Source organism: Pseudoclavibacter sp. JSM 162008 (genome assembly GCF_041366455.1).
GTDB lineage: Bacteria > Actinomycetota > Actinomycetes > Actinomycetales > Microbacteriaceae > Pseudoclavibacter.
The window spans coordinates 24,429-51,415 of sequence record NZ_JBEWYX010000004.1 but is presented as its reverse complement, the minus strand read 5'-3'; the positions used below and the strand labels follow the sequence as shown (position 1 = coordinate 51,415).

Below are 26,987 nucleotides of genomic sequence, written 5' to 3'. Positions count from 1 at the left end.
GCTACTGACCCGCCGTTCCAGCTGCTGCCGGGAAGTCGCGAAGGGCGACGGCCGTCGCGATCGCGGCGAGCGCCGCGTCCGCCCCCTTGTCCTCGAAGCTGCCTGGCAGGCCGATGCGTGCCTGCACCTGCTCCTCGTCGTCGCAGGTCAGCACGCCGAACCCGACCGGAATGCCCGTGCGCACGGCGACATCGGTGAGGCCGTTGGTCGCGGCAGAGCACACGTACTCGAAGTGCGGGGTGCCGCCGCGGATGACGACGCCGAGGGCGACGATCGCATCGGGCCCGCTGGCGGCGACTCGGCTCGCGGCGACGGGCAGCTCGAAGGCGCCGGGCACCCGCACGACCCGCACGTCGGTGACGCCGGACGTCTCGAGCGCCCGGTGCGCCCCGTCGAGGAGCGCCGCCATCGCCGTGTCGTGCCATCGAGCCGCGACGATCACGACCCTCAGCCCGGTGCCGTCTGCCTGCACCGCTGGTGCTCCCTGTCCGCTCATCGCCGTGCTCCTCTCGTCAGCGTCTCAGCGGCGCGCGTGCTGGTTTCGTGGTGGTGCTGGTGCTGCGTGCCAGGGAGAGCCGGGAATCCCGGGTGCCGCATCCGGTGGCCGACGATGTCGTCGACGTGCAGCAGCACGAGGTCGTGTGCCGATGCGAGCGCGCCCGCTTCGGCGTACGAGAGCATCTCGCCGTCGTCGCGCACGAGCTCCGAGATGACACCGACCTCGCCTGCACCAGTCAGGCGCACGAGGTCGACGGCGGCCTCCGTGTGGCCGGGCCGCTCCAGCACGCCGCCGTCGACGGCTCGCAGCGGCAGCACGTGGCCGGGGCGGATGAGGTCGCGCGGCGTCGAGCCGGCGGCCGCGAGCGCTCGCACGGTCGTGGCCCGGTCGCTCGCGGAGATGCCGGTCGTCACGCCAGCGGCCGCATCCACGGTGACCGTGTAGGCGGTGCGGCGCGAGTCCTCGCTGTGTTCGACCATGAGCGGCAGCTCGAGCCGATCGGCGAGGTGGCCGGGCAGCGGCGCGCACAGCAGTCCCGACGAGTGGCGGATGATCCACCCCACCCATTCGGGCGTCGCCGTGTTGGCGGCGAGGATCGCGTCGACCTCGTTCTCGCGCGAGGAGTCGTCGGCGACGAGCACCGGCCGTCCGGCCCGCAGCGCGTCGAGTGCGCGGGCGAGCTGGCCGCTCATGCTGCGACCCCCTCGGCCGCGACGGCGCCGACGTGCTGGGGGTGCGCGCGCGTGTCCCGAACGAGGTGGATGAGCGTGTCGACGCCAAGCGGATGCACGGACTCGGTGGTCCACCGGTTCGCGTCGCGCAGACGCCCGACGTCGAGCGACGCGACGGAACTCGCGCCGTCGCCCAGGAGGATCGGCGCGAGGTAGGCGTCGATCTCGTCGACGAGACCAGCTCGCAGGAACGCCGCCGAGATGGTCGGACCGCCCTCGACGATCACGTGGCGGGCGCCGAGCAGGTGCAGCTCCTCGAGCGCGGTGACCGGGTCGTGGGTCCTCAGGTGGACGAACAGCTCGGGGTCGGCGCGAACGGCGGCATCGGCGGCCACATCCCGCATGCCCACGACGACGCGCAGAGGCTGGGGCGCATGGAAGGCCGCGGGCCCGCGGACGGAGAGCGTCGGGTCATCGGCGCGCTGCGTGCCCGTGCCCACGAGGATCGCGCAGGCCTCGGCCCGCCGCTGGTGCGCGTGCAGCCGCGCGGCTTCCGAGGTGATCCACCGGCTCGACCCGTCTGCGGCGGCGACCCGCCCGTCGAGGGTGGAGGCGAGCTTGAGCGTCACGAAGGGCCGGCCTTCGGTGACGCCGGTGAGCCAGGCGCGCAGGAGCGCCTCGCCTTCGGCAACCCGGAGCCCCTCGAGCACCCGCACGCCGTTCGACCGCAGCCGCGCAGCTCCCCCGGAGGCAACCGGGTTCGGGTCCGCGACCGCGAACACGACCTCCGCGAGGCCGGCCTCGAGGAGCGCGTCCGCGCACGATGCTGTCCGCCCGGTGTGGGAGCACGGTTCGAGCGTCACGACGGCGGTCGCGCCCCGCACTTCCGCCCCGGCAGACCGGGCGTCGTCGAGCGCGGCGGCCTCCGCGTGCGGGGTGCCCGCCCCTCGGTGGAAGCCGCGTCCCAGGATGCGGCGCGGGCCGCCGCCCGGAGACGGCGGTGCGAGGAGGACGCACCCGACCCTGGGGTTGGGGTCTCTGATCGGCCCGCGGGCCGCGAGGGAGAGCGCCAGTTGCATGGCGGCGTCGACAGACTCGACGCGGTTGGATTCTTGGATCGGCATCGCCGGTGACCTCCGCATTTCGCGTGCCACGGGGCCATATCCCGGTGCCGGCGCAGCCGGAGATTCCGGCAGCCGACGCCAACGGAGGCCCTCGCCGAAACGAGCGCCTCCCATGCACCTACCATCCGGACTTTAACCGTCGGTCCCGCCTCCTCCCCCAGATAACAGGGGCCGCTGGGTCAACCGCTCGCGGACGAGCGGGTCGCGGACTCTCACCGCCGGTTCGGACTTTCACCGACCCCGGAGCATGTTGCACGGCGAGCCTAAGCGAGACGACCGTCGGAAGACAGCGTGTGACGCCCGGAAACCGACTTCGTCGCGATGTTTCGGGAAGGCGGCCTACGCGACCACTTCGCGCAGGCCAATCGCGAGGTGCACGTCCTGACGCTGACCGCCGGAGTGCACCAGCGCGGAGCCGTCATCGTCGACGGTGAGCTGCGTGCGGTGGCTGCGCAGGGCCGCGACGACGGCGTCGCGGTGCTGCTCGAGGTCGAACCATTCGAGGTCGCCGATCTGGGCCGCGAGATCGCGTTCGCTCTGCTCGACGAGCTCAGCGAACCGCAGGCCGGCGCCCTGCGCGGCGGCGAGGCTCGCCTCCCGGGCTCGAACGTGGTCGGGGTGCCCGTAGCCGCCCGTCGCGTCGTAGCTGATGACGAGGTCGGGGCCGTCGTGGGCGATGACGGCGGCGAGGTCGGCCGTGACCTCCTCGATCGGGGCCACGCTGAACGCCCGCAGGTCGGTCTCGTCAGCGGGACCCGCAAGACCTGGCCGCAACCAGCGCATCCCGGAGTCGTGGTACTCGCGCGCCTCGAGGCCCGCTGCGCGTGCGGGCGGTGTCCCGAGCCACCGGTGCTCGTCGATGCCGAGCGCATCGAGGGACCCGCGCAGCTCACGCTCGCGCACGTCCGCGAGGTCCGCGACCGACGTGTCGGCGGGAAGGACGCCGTCGACGATCTCGCCGAGCTCACCCCGCGTGCAGGTCACCAGCGTCACCTTGGCGCCGCGCTCATGCAGCTCGCGGAGCAAGGCGCCGCCCGCGAGGGCTTCGTCGTCGGGATGCGCGTGCACGATGAGGACGTGGCGCACGGAGTCGAGCAGGCTCGCACGCCGCTCAGGCATGTGTCGGTCCCGGCTCTGCGCGGGCGACCAGCTGGCGGAACACGGCCAGGAGCCCTTCGGCGCTGAGGTCCCATGAGTGGGCGAGCGCGTGCTCGCGAGCTGCGACGCTCATGCGCTCGGCACGCGCCGGGTCGCGCAGGATGCCCGCGATGGCAGCCGCCCAGTCCGCGGGGTTGCGGGTCTCGAGCAGCGTGCCGGTGACGCCGTCGACAACTGCCTCGCGCAGCCCGCCCGCGGCGGAGGCCACAACGGGCACTCCTGAGGCTGCGGCTTCGAGGGCGACCAGACCGTACGTCTCGGAGTGCGACGGGATCAGCACGACGTCGACGAGCCGCAGCTGGGCGGCGAGCGCCTGCCTGCTGAGCGAACCGATGTACTGCACGTGCTCGGCGAGCCCGTGCCGCGCCACCGCCTCGTGCAGCTTCGCTTCGTAGGCGCGCCCGTCGTCGTCCGGAGGGGCGGCGCCCACGAGCACGTAGTCGGGGCGCACGTCGTCGTCGATCTCGGCGATCGCGTCGAGCGCCAGGTCGAAGCCCTTGAGCGGATGCAGGCGACCGGCGGACAGGGCGCGCTTGGGTCGCGACTCCCGGGCGGCTGGCTCGGCCCGCGCATCCCGGGCCGGGAAGAAGAGGTCGGCGTCGACACCGGGCGGCACGATGTGGGTGATCGCCGGGTTGCCGCCGAGCCTCGAGAGGACGGTGTCGCGCTCCGCTCTGCTCACGACGACGATGGCGTCGACCGACTTCGCGAGCATCGCCTCGCCGGCGAGGCGGCCTGGCGACTCGGCGCGCTCCCCGTCGGCGAGCGGCGTCGAGCTGCCGGCGGCGATGGAGTGGAAGCTCTGCACGATCGGGATGCCCAGCTCGCGTGCGACGGGGAGGGCGGCGACGCCGGAGAACCAGTGCTGGGCGTGGAGCACGTCGACGGACAGCTCGACGAGGAGGACGGCCAGCGCATCCCGGAACTCGTCGATGACGTGCTCGTGCTCGCCTTTCGAGATGAGTCGAGCGGGGCCCGCCTGGAGATTGTGGAGACGCAGATTGTCGCCGAGCCGAACGGTCGGCGCGGAGCCGTCGTCGCTGCGCCTCGTGATGAGCTCGACCTGGTGGCCGCGGTCCGCGAGCGCCTCAGCCTGCGCCAGCACCACGACGTTCATGCCACCCGCGTCCTTGGTGCCCGGCTCGTCGAGGGGGGAGGTGTGGAGCACGACAAACGCGATGCGGAGGGGGTGCTCATCGGGGAGGACGTCAGGCATGCCTCCGACCGTAGGCGTCGCGGCCCCGCGACGCCATTCGGGATGCCCCGCGTTACGCGGCCCAGATGAGTGCGGGTTCGGCCGCGCTCAGATATGCAGGCAACGGCACACGGCGTGGCAGCCGTCGAACGATCGCCCGCGTGCGTTGCGGAGCACGTTGATGGCCGGCGGCGACAGATGGCGGCGCACGGCCTCGCGCAGCAGATCGTCCCCTGAGGCCGGATACTCGATCTGCCACAGCAGCTCTCGGATCTCGCCGCGCAGGGGCGCCTCCACAAACGACTCCCGAATGTCAACGATCCCGGCGAGCGCGGTTTCCGATGTCGAGCCGGCGGCGGCTGGACGCTGGTTGGCTTTCATGAGGACCTCCCTGTCCGTCTGATTCCAGGGTCCCGCATCCGGGTCACGGGCGGCAGTGGTAGCACGATTCGAGGGAACGTGGTAGCGGATCCAGTGTCGAGCTCGCTTGGCGAGCTGCCAGGCGGCGCAGCCCGCGGCGCACGCCCAGAGCACCGCGAACTGGATGAGGGTCACGACCCCCGTTAACTCGAGAACCGTCATCGATCACCACCTCCTCGGACTCGGCACCCAGCGAACCTAGAGGGGGACGGAGGAACCTGAAACGGCTTGCGCCAGCGTTGCCGTGCCGCTAGTGATCGCGACGGCTCGCCGGCAGCCGACCGCCTGGGTGCCCCCGCCCCTAGCGCGAATCGGAGCCGGGGGGGAATCCCCGCGTCGCCGTTCGGCGCACTTCCTAGGCTGGACGCACGTGCCACACGCGCGCCGACCGGAAAGGCAGCACGATGGGAACCCTCACGTACGCGTCCTTGCACCTGGAGTTCGAGGACCGACTCCTCCAGCATCTGCAGATCGTGATCATCCAGAAGTTCCGTCGTCACGAGGCGTTTCTCATGTCGTGGAAGGAATCCGCGAGCGCGGGTGATGGGCGGGCGGCGATCTGGCTCACGCCGAACGTCCCGATCTCCTTCAAGTTCTATGGCAGCAAGGCACCGTCGGTGAATCGCGACTGGCTGTCGGCGCTCGGGCGTTCCGCGGACAGCTCGACGGGCCTGATCGTCACCGGGGAGGACGGCGAGCTCGCGCTGGCGTCCCCCGACAGCGGGCAACCAGGAACCGCCCACCATAAGTGGCGCTAGCACAACTCGCCAGCGATCTCTACCCCTCGAATTTTCAACTTCGCCTCGGGACGCTACTAGGAGGCCACGAGGATTGGGGGACCGCCATGGGATACCTGTACTACGGGGCGGACGCCCACGCGATCGAGATCGAAGACCGGCCGTTGGCGCACCTGCGAGTCGCGATCTTGAGCCTCCTCCGGGCCGGGCACAGCGTTGCCTTCACCTGCCCGCGGTCGAAGGACCTCGGTGGCGGCCGCGAGTCGATCTGGATCACACCGCAGACCGACCTCCGCTTCCGCTTCCGTGGAAGCCGTGCACCGAACCTGAACGAGCACTGGGTGCGCGCCATCATCGCGACGAACGACTCAGCCGCGGGGTTGCATCTGGTTCCCGAATGCACGCAGTCCAACGAGCCGGTCCCCTATCAGCCGGCGGCTCGGCAGAGCGCGCCACCGCCGGAATCGAAACTCGAGCATCGGTCAGCACACGAGCGTCAGCTCTCGAAGTCGTAGAAGGAGATATCCGCGAACGGCGCGCCATCATCCTCCTCGGCGGCGGCGACCGGCACCTCTCGGACACTCACGGACGAGGCAGTGGTGATGAGCTCCCACCGCTTGAGGCGCCCGCGCGCCGGGAACCGAACCAGGTCCCCTCCCTGCCTGACCGCATCCACGATCATGTGCTGCAACGTCGGCATCACGTCATCGTCGACGTAGTGCGCACGGTCATCAACCGTCACTAGGAATGGCATGTCCACCTCCGCCGGGAAAAGATGTCTCCGTCAAGTGAACGCCCTCGCGGGCCAGGAATCTGGGCCTGGATCGACGCGAAGTCATGTGCTAGCGAATACGCCCCGACAAGCTGGTGATCTCCCCTAGGATTGTTCCGAGCTTTTCGAGACTGAGAACGGAATCAACATGGCACGAGACGCTTACGACGCGGCAGTGCAGACGCTGCAGGCGCCGCTCGATTCTGTCGATGGCGTGGCTGACTCCCTCGTCGGCCTGTTCCCCGTCTCGGGCGCGGCCGTCTCCACGATCGGCGAGCTGCTCGGCAACCAGACGGTCTCTGCGTCGAACGAGGTCGCCGCACGGCTGGACGAGCTGCAGTTCGACCTCGGCGAGGGACCATGCTGGGACACCCTCGCCACAGGGCGCCCTGTTCTCGAGCCGAACCTCCGAGAGCTGCCAGACACCCGCTGGCCGGCGTTCGGCCCGGCCATCCCTCGCGACAAGGTGGGAGCTCTCTTCGCGTTCCCGATGCTGGTCGGCCCGCTGCGGGTCGGGGCCATCGACCTCTACGCCGCCGCCCCGATCGGCTTCGAGCCGCTCCAGACGCGTCAGGCCACTCACCTCGCCTCGCTCGTCGCGCGCAACGTCCTCCGCCTCGCGCTCGCCTCCTCAGGCGACGAACCCCAACCGGAGGGCAAGCACTCGCGTCGCAAGATCCATCAGGCGACCGGGATGGTGCTGGCGCAGCTCGAGACGACCGCGGACGAGGCGACCCTCGTCATCCAGGGACATGCCTTCGCGACAGGTCGATCCATGATGGAGATCGCCGAGGAGATCCTCGCCGGACAGCTGGCGTTCCGAGCGGGGCCGTCCGGAATCGAGGAGCGGCGATGATCCGCGATGCAAGGGACACGCAGCTGCTCGAGACCTTCGCGGTGCTCGCCGACACGCTCGTCGCGGGCTACGACGTCGTGGACCTGCTGCAGACGCTCGTGGACCGCTGCCAGTCGCTGCTGGAGGTGACGGCGGCTGGGATCCTGCTCGCCGACGAGCACGGCGACCTCGAGCTGGTGGTCTCCACGAGCGAGGCGGCGAGCGTCGTCGAGACGATGCAGATCTCCGCGGATGCGGGTCCGTGCATCCAGAGCTTCAGCGAGGGACGCATCGTCGCGATCGAGGACATCCGGGAGGCCCCGGAATCATGGCGAATGTTCAAGGAGAGTGCGCTCGAGCACGGCTACCTGGCCGTGCAGGCGGTTCCGCTGAAGCTCCGGGACACCACGATCGGCACCCTCAACCTCCTGCGCGCGGCGCCCGGTGAGTTCCCGCGCCAGGAGACCGTCGCTGCTCGCGCGCTCGCGGACGTCGCGACCATCGGCATCATCCAGGAGCGCACGATTCGTCACGCCGACACCGTGCGCGAGCAGCTGCAGGACGCGCTGAAGAGCCGCGTCGTGATCGAGCAGGCAAAGGGAGTCGTCGCCTACCGCCGCTCCATCACGCCCGAGGAGGCGTTCGATGTGATCCGCGGATACGCGAGATCGAATCAGCTGTCGCTCTCGCAGGTCGCCGCGCAGCTCGTGGCGCGCACGCTCGACATCTGACCCACCCATTCTAACGTTGAGGGCGTGCGCTCTCGGTGTTGGCCCAGACCTCGCCGACGCGCCCCGTGCACTCCGCCGGGGGCGCACGGTCGCCGCCAGCCGCTGAACTCGGATCTTGGCGTCGAAACACGAGAGGCCTCCGCCGGGAGGCTGAACCGGGGTCAGCCATGTCCATTCTCATCGCCGTCAATCGTGAGCAGTTCGTGCTGCGCGACCCGGACGCGATCACTCGTGTGCGTGCGGAGATCGAGGACGCGGCCCGGTCCGGTGGGCGCATGCTCGTGATCGGCGACACCGCGGACGGCCCCGAGGTCCTCGTCACGCCGTCCACGAACGTGCGCATCGACATCCTGCCGCTCGACTCGCCAGACCCAGGCACGAGCGACCACCGCGACGACCGCGACGAGATCGTCTTCGTCGACTTCGACGAGTACTGATCCAGACGGGACACTCACCTCGCGCGGAGTAGTTCCCCAGCGATCTGCCGAGGGGATTTGCCAGCCTGGAGGCATGTCCGACGCAACCGCACTGGCCACCGACAACCGCTCGACCGGAGATTCCGACGCCCCTGCCTGGCGGGCTGCCCTCGACGACGATTCACTGTCGTTGATGACGAGAGGCTACGGGTTCGGGGCACACATCTGGAGCAGGGCTCGCGCGCAGGCCAGGGCGGTGCCACTGCGGCTCCTCGGCAGGGAGGCCCTGCTGGTGCGCGGCAGCGACGCCGTCCGGCTGTTCTACGACGAAAACAGCATCGCGCGCCACGGGGCGATGCCCGCGTTCGTGCAGGAGTCCCTCTTCGGCCACGGCTCGGTGCACAGTCTCGACGGGGCCGAGCACCGGCACCGGAAGGCGACGTTCCTGCGCGTGGCCTACGACGACGATCGTGTCGAGGAGCTGGTCCCCCACTTCGAGCGTGAGTGGCGAGAGCAGGTGGAGGCCCGGGCCGGTGGCGACCACGACGCATCGGCGTACGACGCGGCGGTGGCCGCGTTCGGTCGGGCATCCATGACCTGGGCGGGCTTGCCGGGCACGGCGGCCGCGAAATCGCGGTGGGCGGCGCGTCTCGCCCAGATCGTCGACGGGTTCGGTGTCCCCTACTCTCCCGAGTTCCTGCTCGCGTTCGGCAATCGGATGTGGTCGGACCGGCACGCTGCACGCCTCGTCGAGGCGGCACGCGCAGGGACGATCCCTGCCCCCGCTGGAACCGCGCTGCACGAGTGGGCCTGGCACGTCGACGAGCACGGTGAGCTGCTGTCGCCGCGACTGGCGGGGATCGAGCTGCAGAACAGCATCCGCCCGATGATCGCCGTCGCCCGCTTCGTGGCCTTCGCCGCGAAGGAACTGCACGATCGACCCGACTGGAGGCGACGCATCGGCGACGAGGCGGCGGCCCGCGGCTCCTTGCACGGGGGCCCACTCGCCACCGCGTTCGCGCAGGAGGTGCGGCGCACTGCGCCTTTCGTACCGTTGCTGCCCGGCTGGGCGCGCCACGACATCGAGCTCGACGGTGCGCGGGTTCCGGCCGGTGGACGGCTGCTCCTCGACATCCTCGCCACGAACACCGACGACAGCTCCTGGGAGGACGCTGGTGCTTTCCGGCCGGAGCGCTTCCTCGACGTCGACGACTACGAGTCCATCACCGAGTTCATCCCCCACGGTGGGGGCGACGTCGCGGCCGGGCACCGCTGCCCCGGAGAGAAGCTCGCGATCGCGGGCCTCGCGACCGCCATCGCAGCCCTCAGCGACCCCCGCGTCGACATCTCGGGCGTCGGCCTGGAGGTGAACCGGAGGCGACTGCCCACGAAGCCCTCCTCCGGAGGCCTCATCCGCCCGGCTTCGCCATCGGGCCGGTCCAGGTCGGAGCCCGCTGCAGGCCGCTGCCCCGTGCACTGATCGTGCGACGGGACGCCGCGGGACGCGTCAGCGCGTCGAAGCGCCCGCATTCCCATCCGAACCGGCTGGGGTTCCGAAGAACCTTGCGACGCCCCCGTCGGTGGGGGCCGAAGCGAGGTCACCGATGTCGATTGTGCTCACGGTCAACCATGACCGGTTCGTGCTCCATGACGCCGAGTCGATCTCCCGCCTGCACGGCGACATCCGCGCCGCCCTTCAGGCGGGCGGCAGCCTCGTTCCCATCGGCAGCCGGCCGGGGAGCCCTGAGGTGCTGATCACGCCAGCCACGCATGTTCGCATCGACGTCCTCGATGTGCGCGACGTTGATCGCTCCGTCGACGGCTCCGTGGACGGCGCCGACACCGAGGGTGCCGACCATGGCGACGTGGTGTTCATCGACTTCGATCAGTACTGACCCGCCTGTCAGCTCGACTCGCTCAGCGGAGCATGCCGGGGTAGGGCGCGTCCGTGCCGACGAGTGCGAGCTTGCCCTCTTCATCCGTCACGAGAAGCCCCGTGCTGCTCTCGGCTGACTCGCCGAGCCGCTTGAGCCACTCGCGATTGATCTCCGGCACCTTGCCGCCCAGGAACTTGAACTGCATGGACGTGTTCGGGGTCAGCCAGATCGCCGAGCGACCGTCGCCGACTGATGGTGAGTCCTTCCAGGACATCAGGAACGACTCGTTGCGACTCAGCTTCTGGACGATCACGATCTGCAGGTGGGTCAGCAGACGGTCGTCGAAGTGGATCGACGTGCTGTCGTAGACGAGCGTGCCCATGGTGTGCTCCTGTCAGCCTGGGGGATGCGTCCAACGATACGGACCGTCGCCGGGAACGCCCAGGGCTTGTGCTGGGTGCGCTGAGCAGTCAGTCGGCCTCGACGCTGCTCGTGCGGTGCGGCACGCCGACCGGCTTCGACTCGCTGGAGCCCCGCTGGCGCAGGTAGATGGAGAACACCACCATCGCCCCGACCGCGAGGAACTCGGACTGCCAGTTCTGCAGTGATCGATTCCAGAAGTCGGCCGACACCACGTACTCGACCCAGGTCGCGGGAGGCTGGCCGTGCTGCGCACCCTCCTCGTTCGCGACCACACGCCCAGCGATGGACTGCGCCAGCCAGGAGGCCAGGAAGACGCCGCCCATGACGAGCAGCAGGGAGTTCGAGTAGACCCACAGCCTGATCCCTCGACTCTTCGCCCACTTCGGCGAGTCGGCTCGGGCGTGTCGGCCGACGGACTGCTCCGCGTCGGTGCCGACGCCCTCATCACCCGGCTGCTTCGATTCCGGCGATCCGCGCTGCACGAGCCAGATCGTCGCGAGGATGAAGAGGAAGAACTGCAGGAACTCGGACTGCCAGTTCTCGGCGACGTCCACGATGAAGTCCGAGGAGGACACGTACTCGAGATACCCGACCTTCGCGTCCCCGTGCTGCGCCTGCTGCTCGTTCAGGTATGCGTGACCCGCGATCGACTGACCCAGGAGCGCCAGGACGAAGATCACGAGGAAGGCGAGGCTGAGCCCCGCATCGCGGATGCCGCGCCGCATGGTCAGCGCCCCACCAGAGGCAGGATCAGCATGGCCGCGAGACCGGAGCCGATGAGCAGCGTCCAGGCCCAGAACACCACCCTGGGCCCCGACACAGCGGTCCTCGTGCGCTCGCTCATCGCCTCGCCTTCCCGTTCATCGCTCCGCGTCCTAGAACGCGGGCGTGCCTCCGGCGATCGTGATCGTAGCCCCGCTCGTGTAGCTCGACTCCGGGCTGACCAGGTGCACGTACGCGGCGCCCAGCTCAGCGGGCTGTCCCGGTCGCCCGTACGGGGCCTGCTCCCCGAAGTGCGCCACGGTCTCGCCGTCAGATGAGGCTGGCTGCAGTGGCGTCCAGATCGGGCCCGGCGCGATCGAGTTGACTCGGATGCCCTTCGGCGCGAGCTGCTGCGCCAGTCCAGCGGTGAAGACGCCGATCGCGCCCTTCGTGAGTGCGTAGTCGAGCTTGTCAGGCGACGGCTCGGCGCCCTGGATGGAGCCGGTCGTGACGATGGATGAGCCCGGTTCGAGGTGCGGGAGCGCCGCCTGCGTCAGCCAGAACAGCGAGTAGACGTTGGTCTTCATCGTCTGGTCGATGCTCTCGGTGGTCATGGTGGTGATGTCGCCGTTGCTCTCCTGGTGGCCGGCGACCATCACGAGCGTGTCGAGCCCGCCGAGCTCCGCGACGGCGCGTTCGACGAGGTCACGGCAGAACTGCTCGTCGCTGATGTCGCCCGGCAGGAGCACGACCTTCCGCCCCTCGCGGACGAGCAGGTCGCGCACTTCCTCCGCATCCGCCTGCTCGCTGGGGAGATAGTTCAGGGCGAGGTCGGCGCCTTCTCGGCTCAGGGCGATCGCTGCCGCTCGGCCGATGCCCGAGTCGCCGCCCGTGACGATGCCGCGGAACCCCTTCAGCCGACCGAGGCCGACGTAGCTCTCCTCGCCATGGTCTGGTCTGGGGGTCATCTTCCGCGCCAGGCCGGGGAGCTGCTGCTCTTGTTCGGGGAACGGCGGCTTCGGGTAGAGGTCGAGCGGGTTCTTCTTCTCGTAGTGGCTCATGCCCGCGACGCTAATTTCGGGCAGGGCGTGCCGACAACCGCTTGACCTCCCAGCTTTCGCCCGCCGTGGCACCGGCGAGGGTCCACGTCAAGGTCTCGCGGCGCGTGGGCGCATTCGTGACACTGATTCGGAGTCGACCGATGGGTCGCGCGTGACGGCGAGGAGATTCCAGTGGGGAGCACGGGCCGCACGCACCTGCCACAGGAGCAGCGGGAGGCGCTGAGGGCCGCGGTTCGCTGGGAGTGGGCGACCATCGCCTTCACGGCCTGCACCATCACGCTCGTCGCGTTCGTCGTGGGCAACTCGCAGGCGATGAAGACCGCCTGGATCGAGGACATGCTCTCCCTCATCCCGCAGTTCGCGTTTCTGATCGCGCTCGTGTTCATCCGGCGCAAGCCGACCCGCACCTTCCCGTTCGGGCTGCATCGGGCAATGGGCATCGGGCATCTCGTCGCCGGTGTCGCTCTCCTTGCCGTCGGCGGCCACCTCGCGGTGGAGTCCGTCCTGGGGTTGGTGAACGCCGAGCATCCCACCATCGGCAGCGTCCAGCTCTTCGGGACCGTCATCTGGCAGGGGTGGCTCATGGTCGCCGTCATGGCGGTCATCGTCGTCGGACCGCTCGTCTACGGTCGCGCGAAGGCCAGGCTCGCCCCGAATCTCCACAACAAGCTGCTCGCGGCGGACGCCGACATGGCGAAAGCCGACTGGCAGACGAACGCCGCGTCGATCCTGGGCGTGCTCGGCATCGGGGTCGGACTCTGGTGGCTCGACGGCGTCGCGGCGCTCTTCATCTCCGCAGGGATCGTCTGGGACGGGGTGAAGAACACCCGTTCCTCGGTGCGCGACCTCCTCGACGAGCAGGCGCGCACCCACGACGATCAGGAACCGCATCCGCTCATGAAGCGGGTGATCCTGCGCCTCCAGGACGAGACGTGGGTCGACGACGTCGGCGTTCGGATGCGCGACCAGGGTCAGGTGTTCCACGTGGAGGCCTTTGTCGTGCCCGTCGATCGTCGTCCCCCGACCGTGGATGCGCTGCAGGACGTCGCACGGGATCTCGCGCGACTCGACTGGAAGATGCAGGACGTGGTGCTGGTTCCCGTCGCGAGCATCCCGGACGGGGCGCAGACGCTGGCGTCCATCCGCGGGTTCAAGCAGACCTGACGCGGGCGCGCCGCTGCATCCTCACCACCATGAGATGTTCAAGGGGACGTCGGTACCCTCTCCTCATGTCGAACGGCACCCCGGGCATCCCCGCGCGCACGGCCCAGCCCGTCTCGCCGGCGCGCGTCGCGGTGGTCGGGCAGGCCGGCCGGGATCTTGTGCTGCGCGTTGCGGGGATCCCGGACGCGGGGGCGAGTGCCGTGGTCAGCGAACGCATCGAACGTCTGGGCGGAAAGGGCGCGAACATCGCCGTCGGGATCCGCCAGCTCGATCCCACCGCGCGGGTCTCGCTTGTCGCTGTCCTCGGCGACGACGGTGCCGGCGAGGAGATGCTGGGCGACGCCGCCCGCCAGGGGCTCGACACGGGACACGTCGTCAGACGCGGGGTGACGGCGCTGCTCACGGATGTCGTCGCCGATGGCGGCGTGCGCCGACTGCTCGAGCACATCCCGGAGCAGGCGCTCCTCACCCCTGACGACGTCCGCGCCGCGACAGCCCTGACGACAGCGGACGCCGTCGTCCTGCAGCTGCAGCAGCCCTTCGACACGCTGCTCGTCGCTGCGCAGCTCACGAGGCAGCGGCCCGCGAACGGTGCCCCGAGAGCGCTGCTGGTCCTCGACGGAGCCGTCGACGCGACCGAGGACAGGGCCGGACGAGACGAGCTTGTCGGATTCGCCGATGTGGTGCGCGCGAACGCGAGAGAGGCGTCGATGCTGTCCGGGTCCGAGGTCAGGAACCGAGAAGACGCGCTCCGCACAGCCGAGACGCTCCTCGACCTCGGCCCCCGCGTCGTCGCGCTCACGGTCGACGATGCTGAGCTCATCGCCTGGCCTGGTGACCACGTGTTCCTGCCGCACGAGCGCACCCGAACGGTCGACCCCACCGACGCGTTCGTCGCGGCGCTCACGACCGCACTGCTCTCTGGAGCGAGCCCCCGCGAGGCAGGGCAGCGCGCGACGCAGGCCGCCGGCGCGAGCGTGCAACGCCTTGGCGGGCACCCCAGGCTCCGACGGCTCTCTCCCGACAGAAAGGGCAGCATGCTCCCCTCTACCGACCTCCCCTCGACCGACGGCGAGACGCTCGCGTGACCGGCGCGATCCCCTTCGATGTCGCACCGTGGAGCATCGGCTTCACCGGGCTCGACCTCGACGCACCCCAGCTCGCGCATCTCGAGTCGGTGTTCGCCCTCTCCAACGGCCATATCGGCTGGAGAGCGAACTTCGACGAGGGCGACCCGCACGAGGTGCTCGGCACCTACCTGAACGGCGTCTTCGAGGACCACCCGATGCCCTACGCCGAGGACGGCTACGGGTATCCGGACACGGGGCAGAGCGTCGTGAACGTGCAGAACGGGCAGGTGCTCCGCCTGCTCGTCGGCGATGAGCCGCTGGATCTCCGCCGGGGCACGGTCGTACGCCACGAGCAGCGCCTCGACTTCCGCGCAGGTACGCTGCGGCGCGATCTCGAATGGACGTCTCCCGCTGGGCGCACGGTGCGGGTCACCAGCATCCGCCTCGTCTCGCTCACCCATCGCTCGCTCGCGGCCGTGCACTACGAGGTCGAGGCGCTCGGCGATGGCGTGCACGTGAGCGTGCAGTCCGAGGTCGTCGCCAACGAGGACATGCCTGAGGTGCACCCAGACCAGCGGGTCAACGACCAGCTCGACGAGCCGTTCGAGGGCCTCGGACACTTCTCGCTGGGAAGCGCGGCCACGCTCGTGCACCGCACCCTGAGGAGCGGCATCAGCATCGCCGTCGCCATGGACAACGTGGTGGCGGGCACCTGCGCGACGCCCCCGAGCGTCGAGACCGAGACATCCCGCGACCTGGCGCGCACGACCGTGAGCGTGGAGCTGAAAGCCGGGGAGACCCTCGAGATCACGAAGTACGTCGGCCACGAGTTCTCGTCGACGCTCTCCCCGGAGGCGCTGCGCGACCGGGCGGAGGGCGCCGTCGACGACGCGAGACGGGACGGCTGGGAGCGGGTGCTCGCGGACCAGCGCGCGGACCTCGACGAGTTCTGGGCGTGCGCGGACGTGGAGATCGACGGATCGCCGCGACTGCAGCAGGCGACCCGCTTCGCGCTCTTCCACGTCTACCAGTCGGCAGCCCGGCTCGAGGCGCGTTCGGTGCCGGGCAAGGGCCTCACCGGCGCCGGCTACCTTGGTCACACGTTCTGGGACTTCGAGAGCTACGTGCTGCCGCTCCTCTCGGCGACGGTGCCGGCTGCCGCCGAGCAGGCGCTGCGCTGGCGGCACTCCACCCTCGAGTACGCCCGCGAGCGCGCGAAGCTCCTCAAGCTCGAGGGGGCCGCGTTCGCGTGGCGCACGATCGACGGCCGGGAGAGCTCCGGGTACTGGCCTGCGAGCACGGCCGCGTTCCACGTCAACGCGGACATCGCCGCGGCCATGGTTCACCACATCCGCACGACGGGTGACGAGCGCTTCGAGCGGGAGGTCGCCGTCGACGTGCTCGTCGAGACCGCCCGGCTCTGGTGCTCGCTCGGTCGATGGGACCCGGACGGGGGCCTGCACTTCGACGGGGTGACCGGTCCGGACGAGTACTCGGCGCTGGTCGACGACAACACGTACACGAACCTCATGGCGCGCCTGAACCTGCGCGCCGCGGCGTCCGTCGCGGAGCGACACCACGCCGAGGCGGGCGCGCTCGGCGTCGATGACGACGAGATCAGACGGTGGATGCGCGCCGCTGACGCCGTCGTGGTGCCCTTCGACGAGCGCCGCGGCGTCTACGCGCACGCGGCCGGGTCGACGGACCTCGCGCTGTGGGACTTCGCTGCCACCTCCGCCAGCCAGTACCCCCTGCAGGAGCACTTCCCGTACTTCCACCTGTACCGCAAGCAGGTGATCAAGCAGGCCGACCTGGTACTCGCCCTCTACTTCGCGCACGAGGCCTTCACCTTCGAGGACAAGAAGCGGGCCTTCGAGTACTCGGAGGCGCTGACGGTGCGCGACTCGTCGCTGTCCGCCTCCGTGCAGTCGATCCTCGCGGCCGAGGTCGGGCACCTGCAGCTCGCCGCCGACTACCTGGCCGAGGCTGCCACGCTGGACCTCGATGACCTCCGCGACAACACCTCGCAGGGGCTGCACATGGCGTCGCTCGCCGGCATCTGGACGGCCGTCACGGCTGGTCTCGGCGGCTTGCGCGAAAGCGACAGGGGGCTCCGATTCGCGCCTCGCCTCCCGGATCAGCTGACACGCATCCGCTTCGGGATGCTCGTGCAGGGTCGACGGCTGCACGTCGAGATCAGGCCAGAGGCGACCGTCTACCAGCTCAGTGCCGGCGAGCCCCTCCTGATCCGCCACTTCGACGAGGAGTTGGAACTGCGGGCGGGGGACCCGGTGAGCGCATCCACTCCCCCGCTGACCAACCCGGGCACCGCCCCGGCGCAGCCGAAGCACCGGGCGCCGAGACCCTTCGCTGAGGCCATGCGGGAGGAGTGACTACCGCCGGTAGCTCGGCTTCGGCAAGTCGACGCGGTCCGGGTTCCGGAGCACCCACGTCACGGCGAGCTCCGTGAGCGTGTCGACGGCCGGCTCGTCGAAGGATCCGCCGGCGAGCCGATCGACTGCCTGGTCGACGCTCACCAGCTCCTCCTCCTCGAGCGGTGCCCCCGTGCGCACGTGCGCACGGTACGCCTGGAGCATCTTGTCGAAGTCCCTGTCCCAGTTGCCGCCGCCGTTGCCGTTGCCGAGGATCTCGTTGCCGACGCGACCCGCGATGCGCACGACCTCGCCCTGCACGCTCTCGGCGGCGCCACCCCCTGGCACCAGCATCTTCCACAGCTCGCTGTACTGCGCCTTCCATCCCTCAGCGGTGACGGTGATGGGCTCGCCTTGCGCGAGGACCCTCGGCGGCACCGTCGGTTCCACGCCGAGCAGCTCGAACAGCTCGAACAGCTCGAACAGCTCGAACAGCTCGAACAAAATCGCGAGATTCTCCTCCGAGCCGTTCCCCTTCGCAATGAACCCCTGCAGCTGCGACATGGTCTGGCGCAGGTACTTGGGGGTGTCCCCGGAGACCGTCGCACCACGGGCGACGAGGATCCGCGCCACCTCGATCGCGCGAGGCGCCTGGTAGTCGTTCATCCTCGTCATCGCGCGGTCGAGCGCCGTCTCACCGCGACGCCCGAAGTTCACCAGCGGGTCCGCGCCCGCATCCAGGAGCAGGTTGAGGCCATCGATGTTCATGTACTCGGCCGCAGACGCCAGCGGAGAGGAGTGGCCCGTGATGTTGGGATCGGCGCCATGCTCGAGCAGCGCGGCCACGACGTCGAGCTTCGCCTTCCACATCGAATGGTGGGTCAGCGCGGTGTTGCCGAAGCGGTCGACGGCGTCCACCTCCGCGCCGTGCTCGATCAGCCAGCGGATGCCAGCCGCGTCCAGCCGGTCGCTCATGAGCGCGGACTCCTTGTTGAAGTCACGGCCGAGGGCGGTCGTCTCGACCTTCTCGAAGATCTCCTCGAGCTCGGCGACCGTGTAGGTCTCGCCCCGCCTGAATTCCTTTGGCAGGGTGATGCGCTTCTTCGGCAACGTCGTCTCCTCCGGTCGGTTCGCTCTCGTTTTCGAGCGAATTCCCCAAGGGTGATCGAACCCCCTGAGCGGTTCGTGCACGTCGTCAATGTGGGTCAACAGCGAACCTCGTACACATCCCGTTTGCCTTCACGGCGCAGTATGGTCGCCGCATCCCCCCGCCGCAGGCCGCGGCGGGTGGATGCGCGGCATCTGAACCTCGGAGGAACGCATGGCCATCGAACAACCCCAGGACCTGCGCGAGTACATCGAGCACCTGCGCACGCTCGGCTACTCGGTGCGCTACGGCCACACGAACGACCCGGATCTCATCGACCCGCAGGGCAACCCGGTGTACACGTGGCAAGAGGGGTACCCGTACGAGGAGCGCCTCAGCCGCGACGAGTATGAGAGCGAGAAGTACCGCCTGCAGGTCGAGCTGCTGAAGTGCCAGTACTGGATGGAGGACAACGACCAGCGCGCCGTGATCCTCTTCGAGGGGCGAGACGCGGCAGGCAAGGGCGGCACCATCAAGCGCTTCACGGAGCACCTCAACCCGCGCAAGGCGCGCGTCGTGGCTCTCGCGAAGCCGAGCGACCGCGAGCGCGGCCAGTGGTTCTTCCAGCGCTACATCCAGCACCTCCCCACCGACGGGGAACTCGTCATGTTCGACCGCTCCTGGTACAACCGTTCAGGCGTGGAACGCGTGATGGGCTTCTGCACCGACGACGAGTACACGCAGTTCATGCAGCAGGCGCCGGCGTTCGAGAAGATGCTCGTCGACTCGGGCATCCACGTCACGAAGTTCTGGTTCTCGGTGTCGCGCACCGAGCAGCGCACGCGCTTCGCGATCCGCCAGCTCGACCCGGTGCGCCGCTGGAAGCTCTCCCCAATGGACCTCGCCTCGCTCGACCGTTGGGAGGACTACACGGCGGCGAAGGAGGAGACGTTCCGCCTCACCGACAAGAAGCACGCGCCGTGGACGATCATCCGCTCCAACGACAAGAAGCGCGCCCGACTCAACGCCATGCGATTCTGGCTCGGGCAGTTCGAGTACGAGGGAAAGGATCACGACGTCGTCACGAAGCCGGACCCGCTGCTCGTGATGCGCGGCAAGCAGGAGACCGCCGACGAGTAGGCGCGGCGTCACGGCCTAGGATCCGACCATGCGCCACGCAGACTTCATCGACACGACCGAGGACGCAGCGAACGGGTTCGCGCTCCTCCTCGAGTCTGCGGACCACACCACCCCCGTCTCCTCGTGCCCCGGCTGGTCGCTCGTCGAGCTGGCGGTCCACCTCGGCGGCGTGCACCGGTGGGCGTGTGCTCAGCTGCTCGGCGGTGGGCAGCAGCTCGACAGTCAGAAGCCGGATGCGCCGCTCGCCGACCGGGACGCGCTCGTCGCGTGGTTCCGCGGGGGCGCCGCGGACCTCGTGGCGACGCTGCGCGAGCTGCCGGAGGACGCGCCATGCTGGGCCCTCTACCCTCCTGCGCGTGCCTCGACGTGGGCGAGACGACAGGCGCTCGAGACGGCCCTGCACCTGTGGGACGCGAGCGACAGCCTCGGCCTCGCGGTGCCGATCCGCCCAGATCTCGCCGCCGCCGGTGTCGCGGAGGTCGCCGAGGACATGTACCCGCGGCAGGTCGCGCTCGGACGGATGCCGTCGCTCGAGGAGCGCGTCGACCTGCGGATGCTGGACCGGCTCGAACGCCCAGGCGACGGCGGCAGCTTCGGCCTGCGCGTCCGGCTCGGCCCCGTCGACGAGACACCGGCGGGCACCGCGAACACCCTCGGTGGCGCGAGACCGGCCGACGCGACGCTCGAGCTCACGGCCGAGGCCGCGCTGCTCCTCCTCTGGAAGCGCCGCGACCTCGCGGCGGTGGATGCACGGGTCACCGGCTCCCGAGAGGTGCTCGAGCGTGTGCTCGGCAACCCGTTGGCCCCGTGAGCGCAGGAGAGCAAGCCCCTAGACGCTGAGCGTCGCCGCGAACGGGTCTCGCGTGTGGTCGACGAGCGGGACCGGATCGACCGTGCTCTCGATGACCACGACCTCCCCGGCGGCCGCCGATTCCTCGATGGCGAGCATGATGTCGAGCACGTGCAGCGCCAGGTCCCCGGTCGCGACGTGCGGGAGCCCCTCCCGGATGCCCCGCGCCATGTCGAGCGCACCGTAGCCGCGGCCCGTGACCGTGCCCTCCTCCGGGTAGTCCTCCCAGGTCGGTTCGAGCACCTCCGCGTACTCCTGCGGGTGCCTGGCGACCCTCGTGCCCCCATCGGCGTGGTTCGGGTCCGGGGTCAGGAGCATCCCACCCGCCCCGATGATCTCGACCGTGCCCATCTCGGCGAGCGGGGAGTCGTTGCTGAAGGTGAGCTGCGCGCTCGCCCCGCTCTCGAACGTCACCAGCGCATCCACGTGCGTCAGCACCGAGACGGGGAACGACTGCCCGGTGAGCGGGCCGAGCTTGACGGTGCGCGTCTCCTTGGCCGTCGATCCCGTCGCGTAGACCTTGCGGACAGGGCCGAAGGCGCTCACGAGCGTCGTCACGTAGTACGGCCCCATGTCGAGCAGGGGGCCGCCTCCTCGGGCGAACAGGAAGGCCGGGTTCGGGTGGAAGAGGTCGGGGCCCGAGTAGCGCATCATGGTGCGCGCTGTGAGCGGGGTGCCGATGGCACCCGCCGCGAGGTGCCGCAGGGCGGTCTGGATGCCCGGGTTCAGCACCGTGTCGGGCGCCACTCCCACGCGCAGGCCGGCCGCGTCGGCGGCCACGAGGAGGGCCTTCGCCTCCTCCCGGTTGATGCCGATGGGCTTCTCGATCCACACGTGCTTGCCCGCCGCGATCGCGTCGAGGGCAACCGGCACGTGCGCCGCGGGGATGGTGAGGTTGATGACGATCTCGACTTCCTCGTTCGCGAGGACCGACGCCGGCGAGTCGGAGAAGGGAACGCCGTAGGTCTGCGCCTTCTCGGCGGCGAGCGCCTCGTTGAGGTCACCGAGCGCGACGACTCGCACGTCGGGGAAGCGCACGAGATTGACGAGATACGCGTCGCTGATCATGCCAGTGCCGATGATGCCGATGCCCACGGGTCCGCGCTTGGCACCCGGCGCTGATGTGGATGCTGCAGCGGCTGCTGCTGCCTGCGGGAGGCTCATGCGCGGTTCTCCAGGTAGTCGAAGCTGGCGGCGATCGCGGCGAAGATGTCGCCGTCGAAGTGGTCGAACTCGATGACGGCGAACTCCGCCGACGGGGCGGCGTCGAGGGCCGCACCGAGCGGGATGACGCCCTGGCCGGCCGGAACCTGGCCGAGACCGGACGGGTCGAAGGGGGCATCCGTCAGGAACGGGTTCTCGACCTGGGGGCCGTCCTTGATGTGGAGCGCCTTGACGCGGTCGCCGAGGCGAGCGAGCAGAGCGGGAGCCTCCACGCCGCCGATGTGCGCCCAGTAGACGTCGATCTCGAGCACCACCTCGTCGTCGAGAAGCCCAGCGAAGTACTCGAGGGCCGGGACGCCGTCGATGCGGTTGCTGAGCTCCCACGCATGGTTGTGATAGCCGACGCGGAGGCCATGCTCGGCAGCGGCCTTCGAAGCCTCGTTGAGCGCCGCGGCCGTCGCCTCCACAGCCTCGCGAGTCGACCAGTCGAAGACGGCGGGATCGATGACGTACCGCATGCCGAGCTTCTTCGCCGCCTCGAACGTGGTCGCGTGGCCCGGCACCGGCGTCGTCACGCCGTCTCGCATGACCTCGTTCGCGACGAGCATGGCGTGCCCCGTCGGGGCGGCGATGCCGTGCAGCTCGAAGGCCGCGGCGAGCTCCTCGGCGCGGTCGACGAACGCGAACGCCTCGACGTTGCGCACCCCGATCTCGGCGAGTCTCGCGAGGGTGCCGTCGAGGTCGGCCTCGAGGTGCGAGTTGATGCTGTAGAGCTGCAGCGACGTCGCCGGGCGCTGCGATTCCTGTGGGGTGCCGGGTGCTGCTGGTCGGGTGGTGGGCACGTTGACTCCTGTGTCGGTGGGCGCCCGCCGCGTCGCGGTTCGCTCTCACTGGAGACGCTACAAGAAAATTGCCAATTGGCAACTTTCTTTCTCGGCTCAGCCGGTTCGGCCGAGCCTCTCGAGCAACCCCAGCGTGCCCGCGACGTCGACGCTCGGGTCCAGGAGCCAGCGAACCTGCAGCCCGTCGGATGCGGCCATGATCAGGTCGACGAGCATGGCCGCGTCCGCGCGGCGCTCCTCGGGCAGCGCCGCGAGCTGGCCGCCGACCTCGGCCGCCAGCTCGACCCTCGCCCGGGCGAACCGAGCCGTGAAGAACGAACGAGCAGGACCATCCCCAGCCTCGACCGACTTCGCGAGCATCTCCGTGAACAGCGAGACCATGCCGGGGAACCGCACGTTGAACTCGGCGCTCAGGCGCATCCGCTCCACGAGCGAGACGGAATCCGGCATGCGCTCGTCGTTGACGCGGTCGTGCTCGCGGATGACCTCGACGAGCAGCCCCTCTCGGGAGCCGAAGTAGTGCGTCAGCATGCCGTGAGAGACCCCGATGGACTCGCCGATCGCGCGCAGCGAGGCCCCGCTCGCGCCCGTCTCGCGGAGCGTCTCGTACGCCACCGCCAAGATCTCGCGCTTGCGCTCGACACCCTTCGCGTACCGACCCCGCGCTCCGTCTGCTGCCACGCCCAGCATCGTAGCCGGGAGGTGGCAGGGCTGGCGGGAACAAGCCGGACGCACTGACCCCATGGTCCAGACCGATAAGACCTGCTGCCTGATCGGGGTTTTCTCAGCCACTGAGGGCTCGGCGAGCCGAAATGTCGGTGGTGCGGTCCAAGATTCGGGTATGAACTCGTACGACGGTGAACCACTGAAGGTCTTGGGGCTTGATCCTCACGACCCGGTGTCGGTGTTGGCGTGGCGGAAGTTCTTGCTGGATTGGGATGCGGATCTGGCGGTCATGGCGGCCGCTGTGGCCGCGGATCAGGTGCGGGTGCGTGCGAAGTTGGCGGAGATGGCGTCGGTTCTGGATGAGCTTGATGGCACCGAGGAGCATGCCATGCACGTGCAGTCGCTCGCGGCGGAGATCGCGTTGATCGAGCAAATCGGGCAAGCGGCGGCTGAGGGGGCTTTGTCGGATGCTGGGATCGCGGTGCGCGAGTTCCCTGGCTTCGTGGACGCGCTCGGGGAAGGCAAGCTCAACGAGGAGCAGCTTCGGGTCCTCACGGGTGCTGGCTTGTCGGTGTCGCATGCGGACGCGGCTGAGCAGTCCGCGCGACGGGGTGAGTTCGTGCGGGTGATGCTCGCCGAGCTGGATTCGCGGGTGTTGCCGCCGAAGGCATTGCGGATGGCCGCGGCCCGCGTCGCGGAGTCGCTGACGGAGGAGTCCGTCTCCGAGCGGCACGAACGGGCGCGGAAGACGCGGTACGTGTCGGTGACGGCGACGGAGAACGGCATGTGCATGCTGCGTGCCCGGCTCCCGCTGATCGAGGGCAAAGCCATCGCGGACCGGCTGCGGAAGCAGGGCAAGGCGCTCATCAGGGCACGACCGAAGCCCGACCAGGCACGGCGAGCGCCAGAGGCTTCAGACGCTCCGGACGCACAAGAGGCTTCGGGCGTGCCGGACTCTTCAGATGGGCCGAATGTTTCAGACGCGCCGGATGAGCGCACCATGGACGAGGTCAAGGCCGACCTGTTCACGGACATGCTCCTGACCGCCGACCCGATGTCCTGCGCGGCGGCGGCAGGTATCCAGGCGAACGTGCAGTTCACGATCCCGATCCTCACCGCCCTCACCAAGCTGGGCGGGAACGGTGCTGTCAGCGGCACAGGCAGCGGACCAGGCAGCGGCCGAGGCCCAGGCCCAGGCCCACGCGTTCGTGGTGGTGGTGCGGCGAGCTGTGTTGCTGGCGCGGCCCGTCTCACCCCGGCTCCGGCGCTGCTCGATGGCATGATCCCGGTGCCCTTCGAGGAAGCGATCCGCCTCGCCGGCACCGCAACCTCGTTCGTGCGCATCCTCACCCACCCCATCACCGGCACCGTCACGGCCGTCGACACCTACCGACCCAGCGCAGCCATGCGCGCCTTCCTCGCTGCCCGCGACATTCACTGCCGCTGGCCCGGTTGCCGACAGCCCGCGACCCGATGCGACCTCGACCACACCCACGCCTGGGAACACGGCGGCAAAACCACCCTCGAGAACCTGTGCGGCTTCTGTAAACACCACCACGTCATGAAACACGCCACCGCCTGGACCGCCACCCAACTAGACGGCGGCGTCATGCAACTGCGCACCCCCAGCGGCAAGATCCTCACAGACAGACCCGAACACCACGACGTCTACTTCACACGCAACGACGAATACGAGACACCTGCGGCACCGCCCCAAGACTCTGTTGCGGAGACCGAGCGCACCCGAGCCCCAGAACCCAACGATGTTCCCGGCGACCCGCCACCGTTCTGAGAGACACAACGAGGTACTTGCCACGCTCACCGCTGAGCCGAACGCGCCGAACGCGCCGCACACGTACGCACAACATGCCACGGACCCTTCCGGTGCGGGTGGCAGTACAGCGGGCACTTCCGGTGCGGGTCCGGTGCCGTTGCCCGTGCCGGTTCAGCGGCTCTCTAGATCTCGTCGACGGGGCGAGCCTCGTGATGGCGGGCGCCGTGCGTGCGCCGGTCCTCTTTCATCGCAGCCTCGGCGAGGTGACGCCGGCCTGCGACGAGCTGCTCCCTGACGTCGCGTTCTGCCGCCCGGAACGGCTCCCAGTAGGTGTCGTCGTAATCCTCGACGATCTGGAACGTCCACCGCCCTTCGATCACGTTGCGGCCGACCAGCTCCGAGTCGAGCCGGTCGGCGAGCTCAGCGTGCCCCGCGTCCCGCAGGGCATCGGATGCCTCACCCAACGCCAGGTCGGCAGCCCCCGTCAACCGGTGGAAGCTGTACAGCAGCCCGCGCGCCTGGTCGACCATCTCGAGCGCCTCAGTGAGCTTCCCCACGGCAGCGACGGTCGCCTCGGCGACGCCTTCCGGCGGCAGATGCTCGGCGCTTCGGCGCTCCCGCTGATCGTCGTCGGCCCCGGGCGCTCGCGTGTTCTCGTCGCTCATGGTGCGATTGTGGCGGCCGAGCCTGAGCGATCCGTGGACCCCCGCGCGGGACAGGGTCCACACCTCCGGATTGGACCTCAAGTCCAACTGCGAGCGATTGGCACGAGCGCTCCCCGCCACCACACCCCTACGGTTGCCGCACGCGCCTCGTTCGCGCCGCATCCCCTCCGAAAGGATCCACCCGTGACCACCTCGCGCCCCTTCGCCCAAATCGACGTCTTCTCCGAGACCCCCTACCTCGGCAACCCCGTCGCGGTCATCCTCGACGGCGAAGGGCTCACGGGCGACGACATGCAGCGCATCGCACGATGGACGAACCTCTCCGAGACGACGTTCGTGCTGCCCACCACCGACGACGCGGCCGACTACCGACTGCGAATCTTCACGCCTGGCGGCGAGCTGCCGTTCGCCGGGCACCCGACGCTCGGCTCGGCGCACGCCTGGCTCGAGAACGGCGGTACCCCGAAGAAGGGCGGGCGCATCATCCAGGAGTGCGGCGCCGGACTCGTGGAGGTGCGCGTCGATGCGGGGCGCGTGTGGTTCGCGGCCCCGCCGACCCTCCGCAGCGGTCCGCTCGAGCCGGAGCTCCTCGCGCGCATCATCGAGGCGTATGGCATCACCAAGGAACAGGTCGTCGCCCACCAGTGGATCGACAACGGGCCCGGGTGGGCGGTCGTGCAGCTCGCATCCGCGCACGAGGTGCTCGATCTCGACCCCGACTTCTCGTTGCTGCCCGACGACATGGTCGGCGCCGTCGGCGCGTACCCGGCCGGGGCGGCGCACGCGTTCGAGCTGCGCAGCTTCGCGCCGCGCATCGGCGTCGACGAGGATCCGGTCTGCGGCAGCATGAACGCCTCGACGGCCCAGTGGATGCACCGCACGGGCGCCGCACCGGGCTCGAGCTGGCGGGTATCCCAGGGCGCGCGCCTTGGCCGCGCCGGCGACATCACCGTGACCGTCGACGACTCCGGCGCCGTCTGGGTTGGCGGCGCCACGACCACCCTCTTCACGGGAACCGCGCTCGCGTAACCGCTGCCGCTGCGCCTCGCGGCTGCCACGGCCCAGAGCGGACTTATGGTCGTCAAACCCGCTCCTTAGCGACCACAAGTCCGCCCTGGATGGCGGCCCACGCTAGGGTGGCCGGCCCGTGGAGTCAGCGCGGCGCAGCGCCCCGGCTCAGCCCTAGGGCGCCTTGCAGAGGCAGAACGGGTGGCCCGCGGGGTCGGCGTAGACCACGAACTCGTCGGGATTGCCGGGTTTGTCGCTTGCCTTGAGGAGACGGCCTCCGAGCTCGAGCACTCTCCTGTGCCCCTCGTCGAGGTCGTCGATGTAGAGGTCCAGATGGATCTGCTGCGGGGGTTGCCCGTCAGGCCACCGCGGCGCCACGTGGTCGGGAGCGAGCTGGATGCCGAGCCTCCACTCGCCGTCGGCGTAGACACTGTGCCAGTCGTCCTCCTTCTCGACCGTGCCCTCGAGCAGGGACGCCCAGAAGGCACTCTCGGCCTCGATGTCAGCGGCGTCGAACACGACGATCGTGCGGCGAATCTTCATGGCCCCTCCATGGGTGTCAGC

Annotated in this window: 30 protein-coding genes; 14 read left to right on the top strand and 16 right to left on the bottom strand. The window is 69.6% G+C overall.

Features of this window, described 5'->3' with window-relative positions:
* Position 1: 1 nt before the first annotated feature.
* The 6 genes from ribH to ABVF28_RS04400 all read right to left on the bottom strand — a co-directional run bounded on the left by ribH (position 2) and on the right by ABVF28_RS04400 (position 5,229).
* Positions 2-496: a 6,7-dimethyl-8-ribityllumazine synthase gene (ribH, locus tag ABVF28_RS04425; protein WP_371029614.1), complete on the bottom strand. Its 495-nt coding sequence runs from the start codon at positions 494-496 to the stop codon at positions 2-4.
* The gene (gene ribB, locus ABVF28_RS04420; RefSeq protein ID WP_371029613.1) at positions 493-1,191 is read right to left on the bottom strand and encodes a 3,4-dihydroxy-2-butanone-4-phosphate synthase; all 699 of its coding nucleotides are present in this window, start codon (positions 1,189-1,191) and stop codon (positions 493-495) included. Before ribB ends, ribH begins: the two co-directional genes overlap by 4 nt.
* Positions 1,188-2,294: a bifunctional diaminohydroxyphosphoribosylaminopyrimidine deaminase/5-amino-6-(5-phosphoribosylamino)uracil reductase RibD gene (gene ribD / locus ABVF28_RS04415; RefSeq protein WP_371029612.1), complete on the bottom strand. Its 1,107-nt coding sequence runs from the start codon at positions 2,292-2,294 to the stop codon at positions 1,188-1,190. The genes ribB and ribD overlap by 4 nt, the downstream gene beginning before the upstream one ends.
* A gap of 339 nt (positions 2,295-2,633) precedes the next feature.
* Entirely contained in the window at positions 2,634-3,413 is a 780-nt protein-coding gene (locus ABVF28_RS04410; RefSeq protein ID WP_371029611.1) for a PIG-L deacetylase family protein, read from the bottom strand.
* Complete coding sequence (locus tag ABVF28_RS04405) at positions 3,406-4,668, bottom strand: glycosyltransferase (RefSeq protein ID WP_371029610.1); 1,263 nt, start codon at positions 4,666-4,668, stop codon at positions 3,406-3,408. The genes ABVF28_RS04410 and ABVF28_RS04405 overlap by 8 nt, the downstream gene beginning before the upstream one ends.
* 87 nt (positions 4,669-4,755) lie before the next feature.
* A complete protein-coding gene (locus ABVF28_RS04400) occupies positions 4,756-5,229 on the bottom strand; it encodes a hypothetical protein (protein WP_371029609.1) in 474 nt (157 codons plus the stop codon).
* Between the two features lie 242 nt (positions 5,230-5,471).
* On the opposite strand from ABVF28_RS04400, the gene ABVF28_RS04395 reads away from it, so the two are divergent.
* A complete protein-coding gene (locus ABVF28_RS04395) occupies positions 5,472-5,825 on the top strand; it encodes an ATP-dependent DNA ligase (RefSeq protein WP_371029608.1) in 354 nt (117 codons plus the stop codon).
* An 86-nt stretch (positions 5,826-5,911) separates the two neighbouring features.
* Positions 5,912-6,319, top strand: coding sequence for an ATP-dependent DNA ligase (locus ABVF28_RS04390; protein ID WP_371029607.1), 408 nt, complete (start codon positions 5,912-5,914; stop codon positions 6,317-6,319).
* Here ABVF28_RS04390 and ABVF28_RS04385 read toward each other — a convergent pair.
* A complete protein-coding gene (locus ABVF28_RS04385) occupies positions 6,301-6,558 on the bottom strand; it encodes a hypothetical protein (protein ID WP_151424193.1) in 258 nt (85 codons plus the stop codon). The genes ABVF28_RS04390 and ABVF28_RS04385 overlap by 19 nt on opposite strands.
* Before the next feature lie 166 nt (positions 6,559-6,724).
* Between ABVF28_RS04385 and ABVF28_RS04380 the strand changes: the two genes are divergently transcribed.
* From ABVF28_RS04380 to ABVF28_RS04360, 5 genes are all read left to right on the top strand, one after another.
* The gene (locus ABVF28_RS04380; protein ID WP_371029606.1) at positions 6,725-7,432 is read left to right on the top strand and encodes a GAF and ANTAR domain-containing protein; all 708 of its coding nucleotides are present in this window, start codon (positions 6,725-6,727) and stop codon (positions 7,430-7,432) included.
* Complete coding sequence (locus tag ABVF28_RS04375; protein ID WP_371029605.1) at positions 7,429-8,142, top strand: ANTAR domain-containing protein; 714 nt, start codon at positions 7,429-7,431, stop codon at positions 8,140-8,142. Before ABVF28_RS04380 ends, ABVF28_RS04375 begins: the two co-directional genes overlap by 4 nt.
* A 167-nt stretch (positions 8,143-8,309) precedes the next feature.
* Positions 8,310-8,579 carry a hypothetical protein gene (locus ABVF28_RS04370; protein WP_371029604.1) on the top strand — a complete coding sequence of 90 codons (270 nt, stop codon included), beginning with the start codon at positions 8,310-8,312 and terminating at the stop codon, positions 8,577-8,579.
* A gap of 73 nt (positions 8,580-8,652) precedes the next feature.
* On the top strand, positions 8,653-10,038 hold the full coding sequence (locus tag ABVF28_RS04365; RefSeq protein WP_371029603.1) for a cytochrome P450: 1,386 nt from the start codon (positions 8,653-8,655) through the stop codon (positions 10,036-10,038).
* A 124-nt stretch (positions 10,039-10,162) separates the two neighbouring features.
* Positions 10,163-10,453, top strand: coding sequence for a hypothetical protein (locus ABVF28_RS04360; protein ID WP_104312938.1), 291 nt, complete (start codon positions 10,163-10,165; stop codon positions 10,451-10,453).
* Positions 10,454-10,475: 22 nt separating this feature from the next.
* Here the strand turns inward: ABVF28_RS04360 and ABVF28_RS04355 are convergent, their stop codons facing one another.
* The 3 genes from ABVF28_RS04355 to ABVF28_RS04345 form a co-directional block, all read right to left on the bottom strand.
* The gene (locus ABVF28_RS04355; protein ID WP_371029602.1) at positions 10,476-10,817 is read right to left on the bottom strand and encodes an ATP-dependent DNA ligase; all 342 of its coding nucleotides are present in this window, start codon (positions 10,815-10,817) and stop codon (positions 10,476-10,478) included.
* A gap of 88 nt (positions 10,818-10,905) precedes the next feature.
* Positions 10,906-11,583, bottom strand: coding sequence for a DUF6766 family protein (locus ABVF28_RS04350; RefSeq protein WP_271984266.1), 678 nt, complete (start codon positions 11,581-11,583; stop codon positions 10,906-10,908).
* A 150-nt stretch (positions 11,584-11,733) separates the two neighbouring features.
* Entirely contained in the window at positions 11,734-12,621 is an 888-nt protein-coding gene (locus ABVF28_RS04345) for an SDR family oxidoreductase (protein ID WP_151424197.1), read from the bottom strand.
* A 171-nt stretch (positions 12,622-12,792) separates the two neighbouring features.
* Between ABVF28_RS04345 and ABVF28_RS04340 the strand changes: the two genes are divergently transcribed.
* The 3 genes from ABVF28_RS04340 to ABVF28_RS04330 all read left to right on the top strand — a co-directional run bounded on the left by ABVF28_RS04340 (position 12,793) and on the right by ABVF28_RS04330 (position 17,248).
* On the top strand, positions 12,793-13,785 hold the full coding sequence (locus ABVF28_RS04340; RefSeq protein ID WP_371029601.1) for a cation diffusion facilitator family transporter: 993 nt from the start codon (positions 12,793-12,795) through the stop codon (positions 13,783-13,785).
* A gap of 65 nt (positions 13,786-13,850) precedes the next feature.
* Complete coding sequence (locus ABVF28_RS04335; protein WP_371029600.1) at positions 13,851-14,873, top strand: PfkB family carbohydrate kinase; 1,023 nt, start codon at positions 13,851-13,853, stop codon at positions 14,871-14,873.
* Complete coding sequence (locus tag ABVF28_RS04330; protein WP_371029599.1) at positions 14,870-17,248, top strand: glycoside hydrolase family 65 protein; 2,379 nt, start codon at positions 14,870-14,872, stop codon at positions 17,246-17,248. The genes ABVF28_RS04335 and ABVF28_RS04330 overlap by 4 nt, the downstream gene beginning before the upstream one ends.
* Here the strand turns inward: ABVF28_RS04330 and ABVF28_RS04325 are convergent, their stop codons facing one another.
* Positions 17,249-18,337 (bottom strand): ankyrin repeat domain-containing protein, encoded by a 1,089-nt coding sequence (locus ABVF28_RS04325; protein ID WP_371029598.1) that lies wholly within the window; start codon positions 18,335-18,337, stop codon positions 17,249-17,251. It abuts the gene before it with no gap.
* A gap of 211 nt (positions 18,338-18,548) precedes the next feature.
* On the opposite strand from ABVF28_RS04325, the gene ppk2 reads away from it, so the two are divergent.
* Together ppk2 and ABVF28_RS04315 are read left to right on the top strand one after the other, a co-directional pair.
* A complete protein-coding gene (ppk2, locus tag ABVF28_RS04320) occupies positions 18,549-19,454 on the top strand; it encodes a polyphosphate kinase 2 (protein ID WP_371029597.1) in 906 nt (301 codons plus the stop codon).
* A gap of 28 nt (positions 19,455-19,482) precedes the next feature.
* Positions 19,483-20,265 carry a maleylpyruvate isomerase family mycothiol-dependent enzyme gene (locus ABVF28_RS04315; protein WP_371029596.1) on the top strand — a complete coding sequence of 261 codons (783 nt, stop codon included), beginning with the start codon at positions 19,483-19,485 and terminating at the stop codon, positions 20,263-20,265.
* A gap of 18 nt (positions 20,266-20,283) precedes the next feature.
* Here ABVF28_RS04315 and ABVF28_RS04310 read toward each other — a convergent pair whose 3' ends face one another.
* From ABVF28_RS04310 to ABVF28_RS04300, 3 genes are all read right to left on the bottom strand, one after another.
* Positions 20,284-21,468 carry a Gfo/Idh/MocA family protein gene (locus ABVF28_RS04310; RefSeq protein ID WP_371029595.1) on the bottom strand — a complete coding sequence of 395 codons (1,185 nt, stop codon included), beginning with the start codon at positions 21,466-21,468 and terminating at the stop codon, positions 20,284-20,286.
* Positions 21,465-22,310: a sugar phosphate isomerase/epimerase family protein gene (locus tag ABVF28_RS04305; protein ID WP_371029594.1), complete on the bottom strand. Its 846-nt coding sequence runs from the start codon at positions 22,308-22,310 to the stop codon at positions 21,465-21,467. The genes ABVF28_RS04310 and ABVF28_RS04305 overlap by 4 nt, the downstream gene beginning before the upstream one ends.
* Before the next feature lie 96 nt (positions 22,311-22,406).
* Complete coding sequence (locus ABVF28_RS04300; protein ID WP_181027045.1) at positions 22,407-22,991, bottom strand: TetR/AcrR family transcriptional regulator; 585 nt, start codon at positions 22,989-22,991, stop codon at positions 22,407-22,409.
* On the opposite strand from ABVF28_RS04300, the gene ABVF28_RS04295 reads away from it, so the two are divergent.
* A complete protein-coding gene (locus ABVF28_RS04295) occupies positions 22,942-24,768 on the top strand; it encodes a DUF222 domain-containing protein (RefSeq protein ID WP_371029593.1) in 1,827 nt (608 codons plus the stop codon). The genes ABVF28_RS04300 and ABVF28_RS04295 overlap by 50 nt on opposite strands.
* A 164-nt stretch (positions 24,769-24,932) precedes the next feature.
* On the opposite strand, the gene ABVF28_RS04290 is transcribed toward ABVF28_RS04295, so the two are convergent.
* Positions 24,933-25,415, bottom strand: a complete 483-nt coding sequence (locus ABVF28_RS04290) for a hypothetical protein (RefSeq protein ID WP_371029592.1) — start codon at positions 25,413-25,415, stop codon at positions 24,933-24,935.
* Positions 25,416-25,598: 183 nt separating this feature from the next.
* On the opposite strand from ABVF28_RS04290, the gene ABVF28_RS04285 reads away from it, so the two are divergent.
* On the top strand, positions 25,599-26,444 hold the full coding sequence (locus tag ABVF28_RS04285; protein WP_371029591.1) for a PhzF family phenazine biosynthesis protein: 846 nt from the start codon (positions 25,599-25,601) through the stop codon (positions 26,442-26,444).
* Between the two features lie 153 nt (positions 26,445-26,597).
* Here the strand turns inward: ABVF28_RS04285 and ABVF28_RS04280 are convergent, their stop codons facing one another.
* Positions 26,598-26,966: a VOC family protein gene (locus ABVF28_RS04280; RefSeq protein WP_371029590.1), complete on the bottom strand. Its 369-nt coding sequence runs from the start codon at positions 26,964-26,966 to the stop codon at positions 26,598-26,600.
* Between the last annotated feature and the right edge of the window lie 21 nt (positions 26,967-26,987).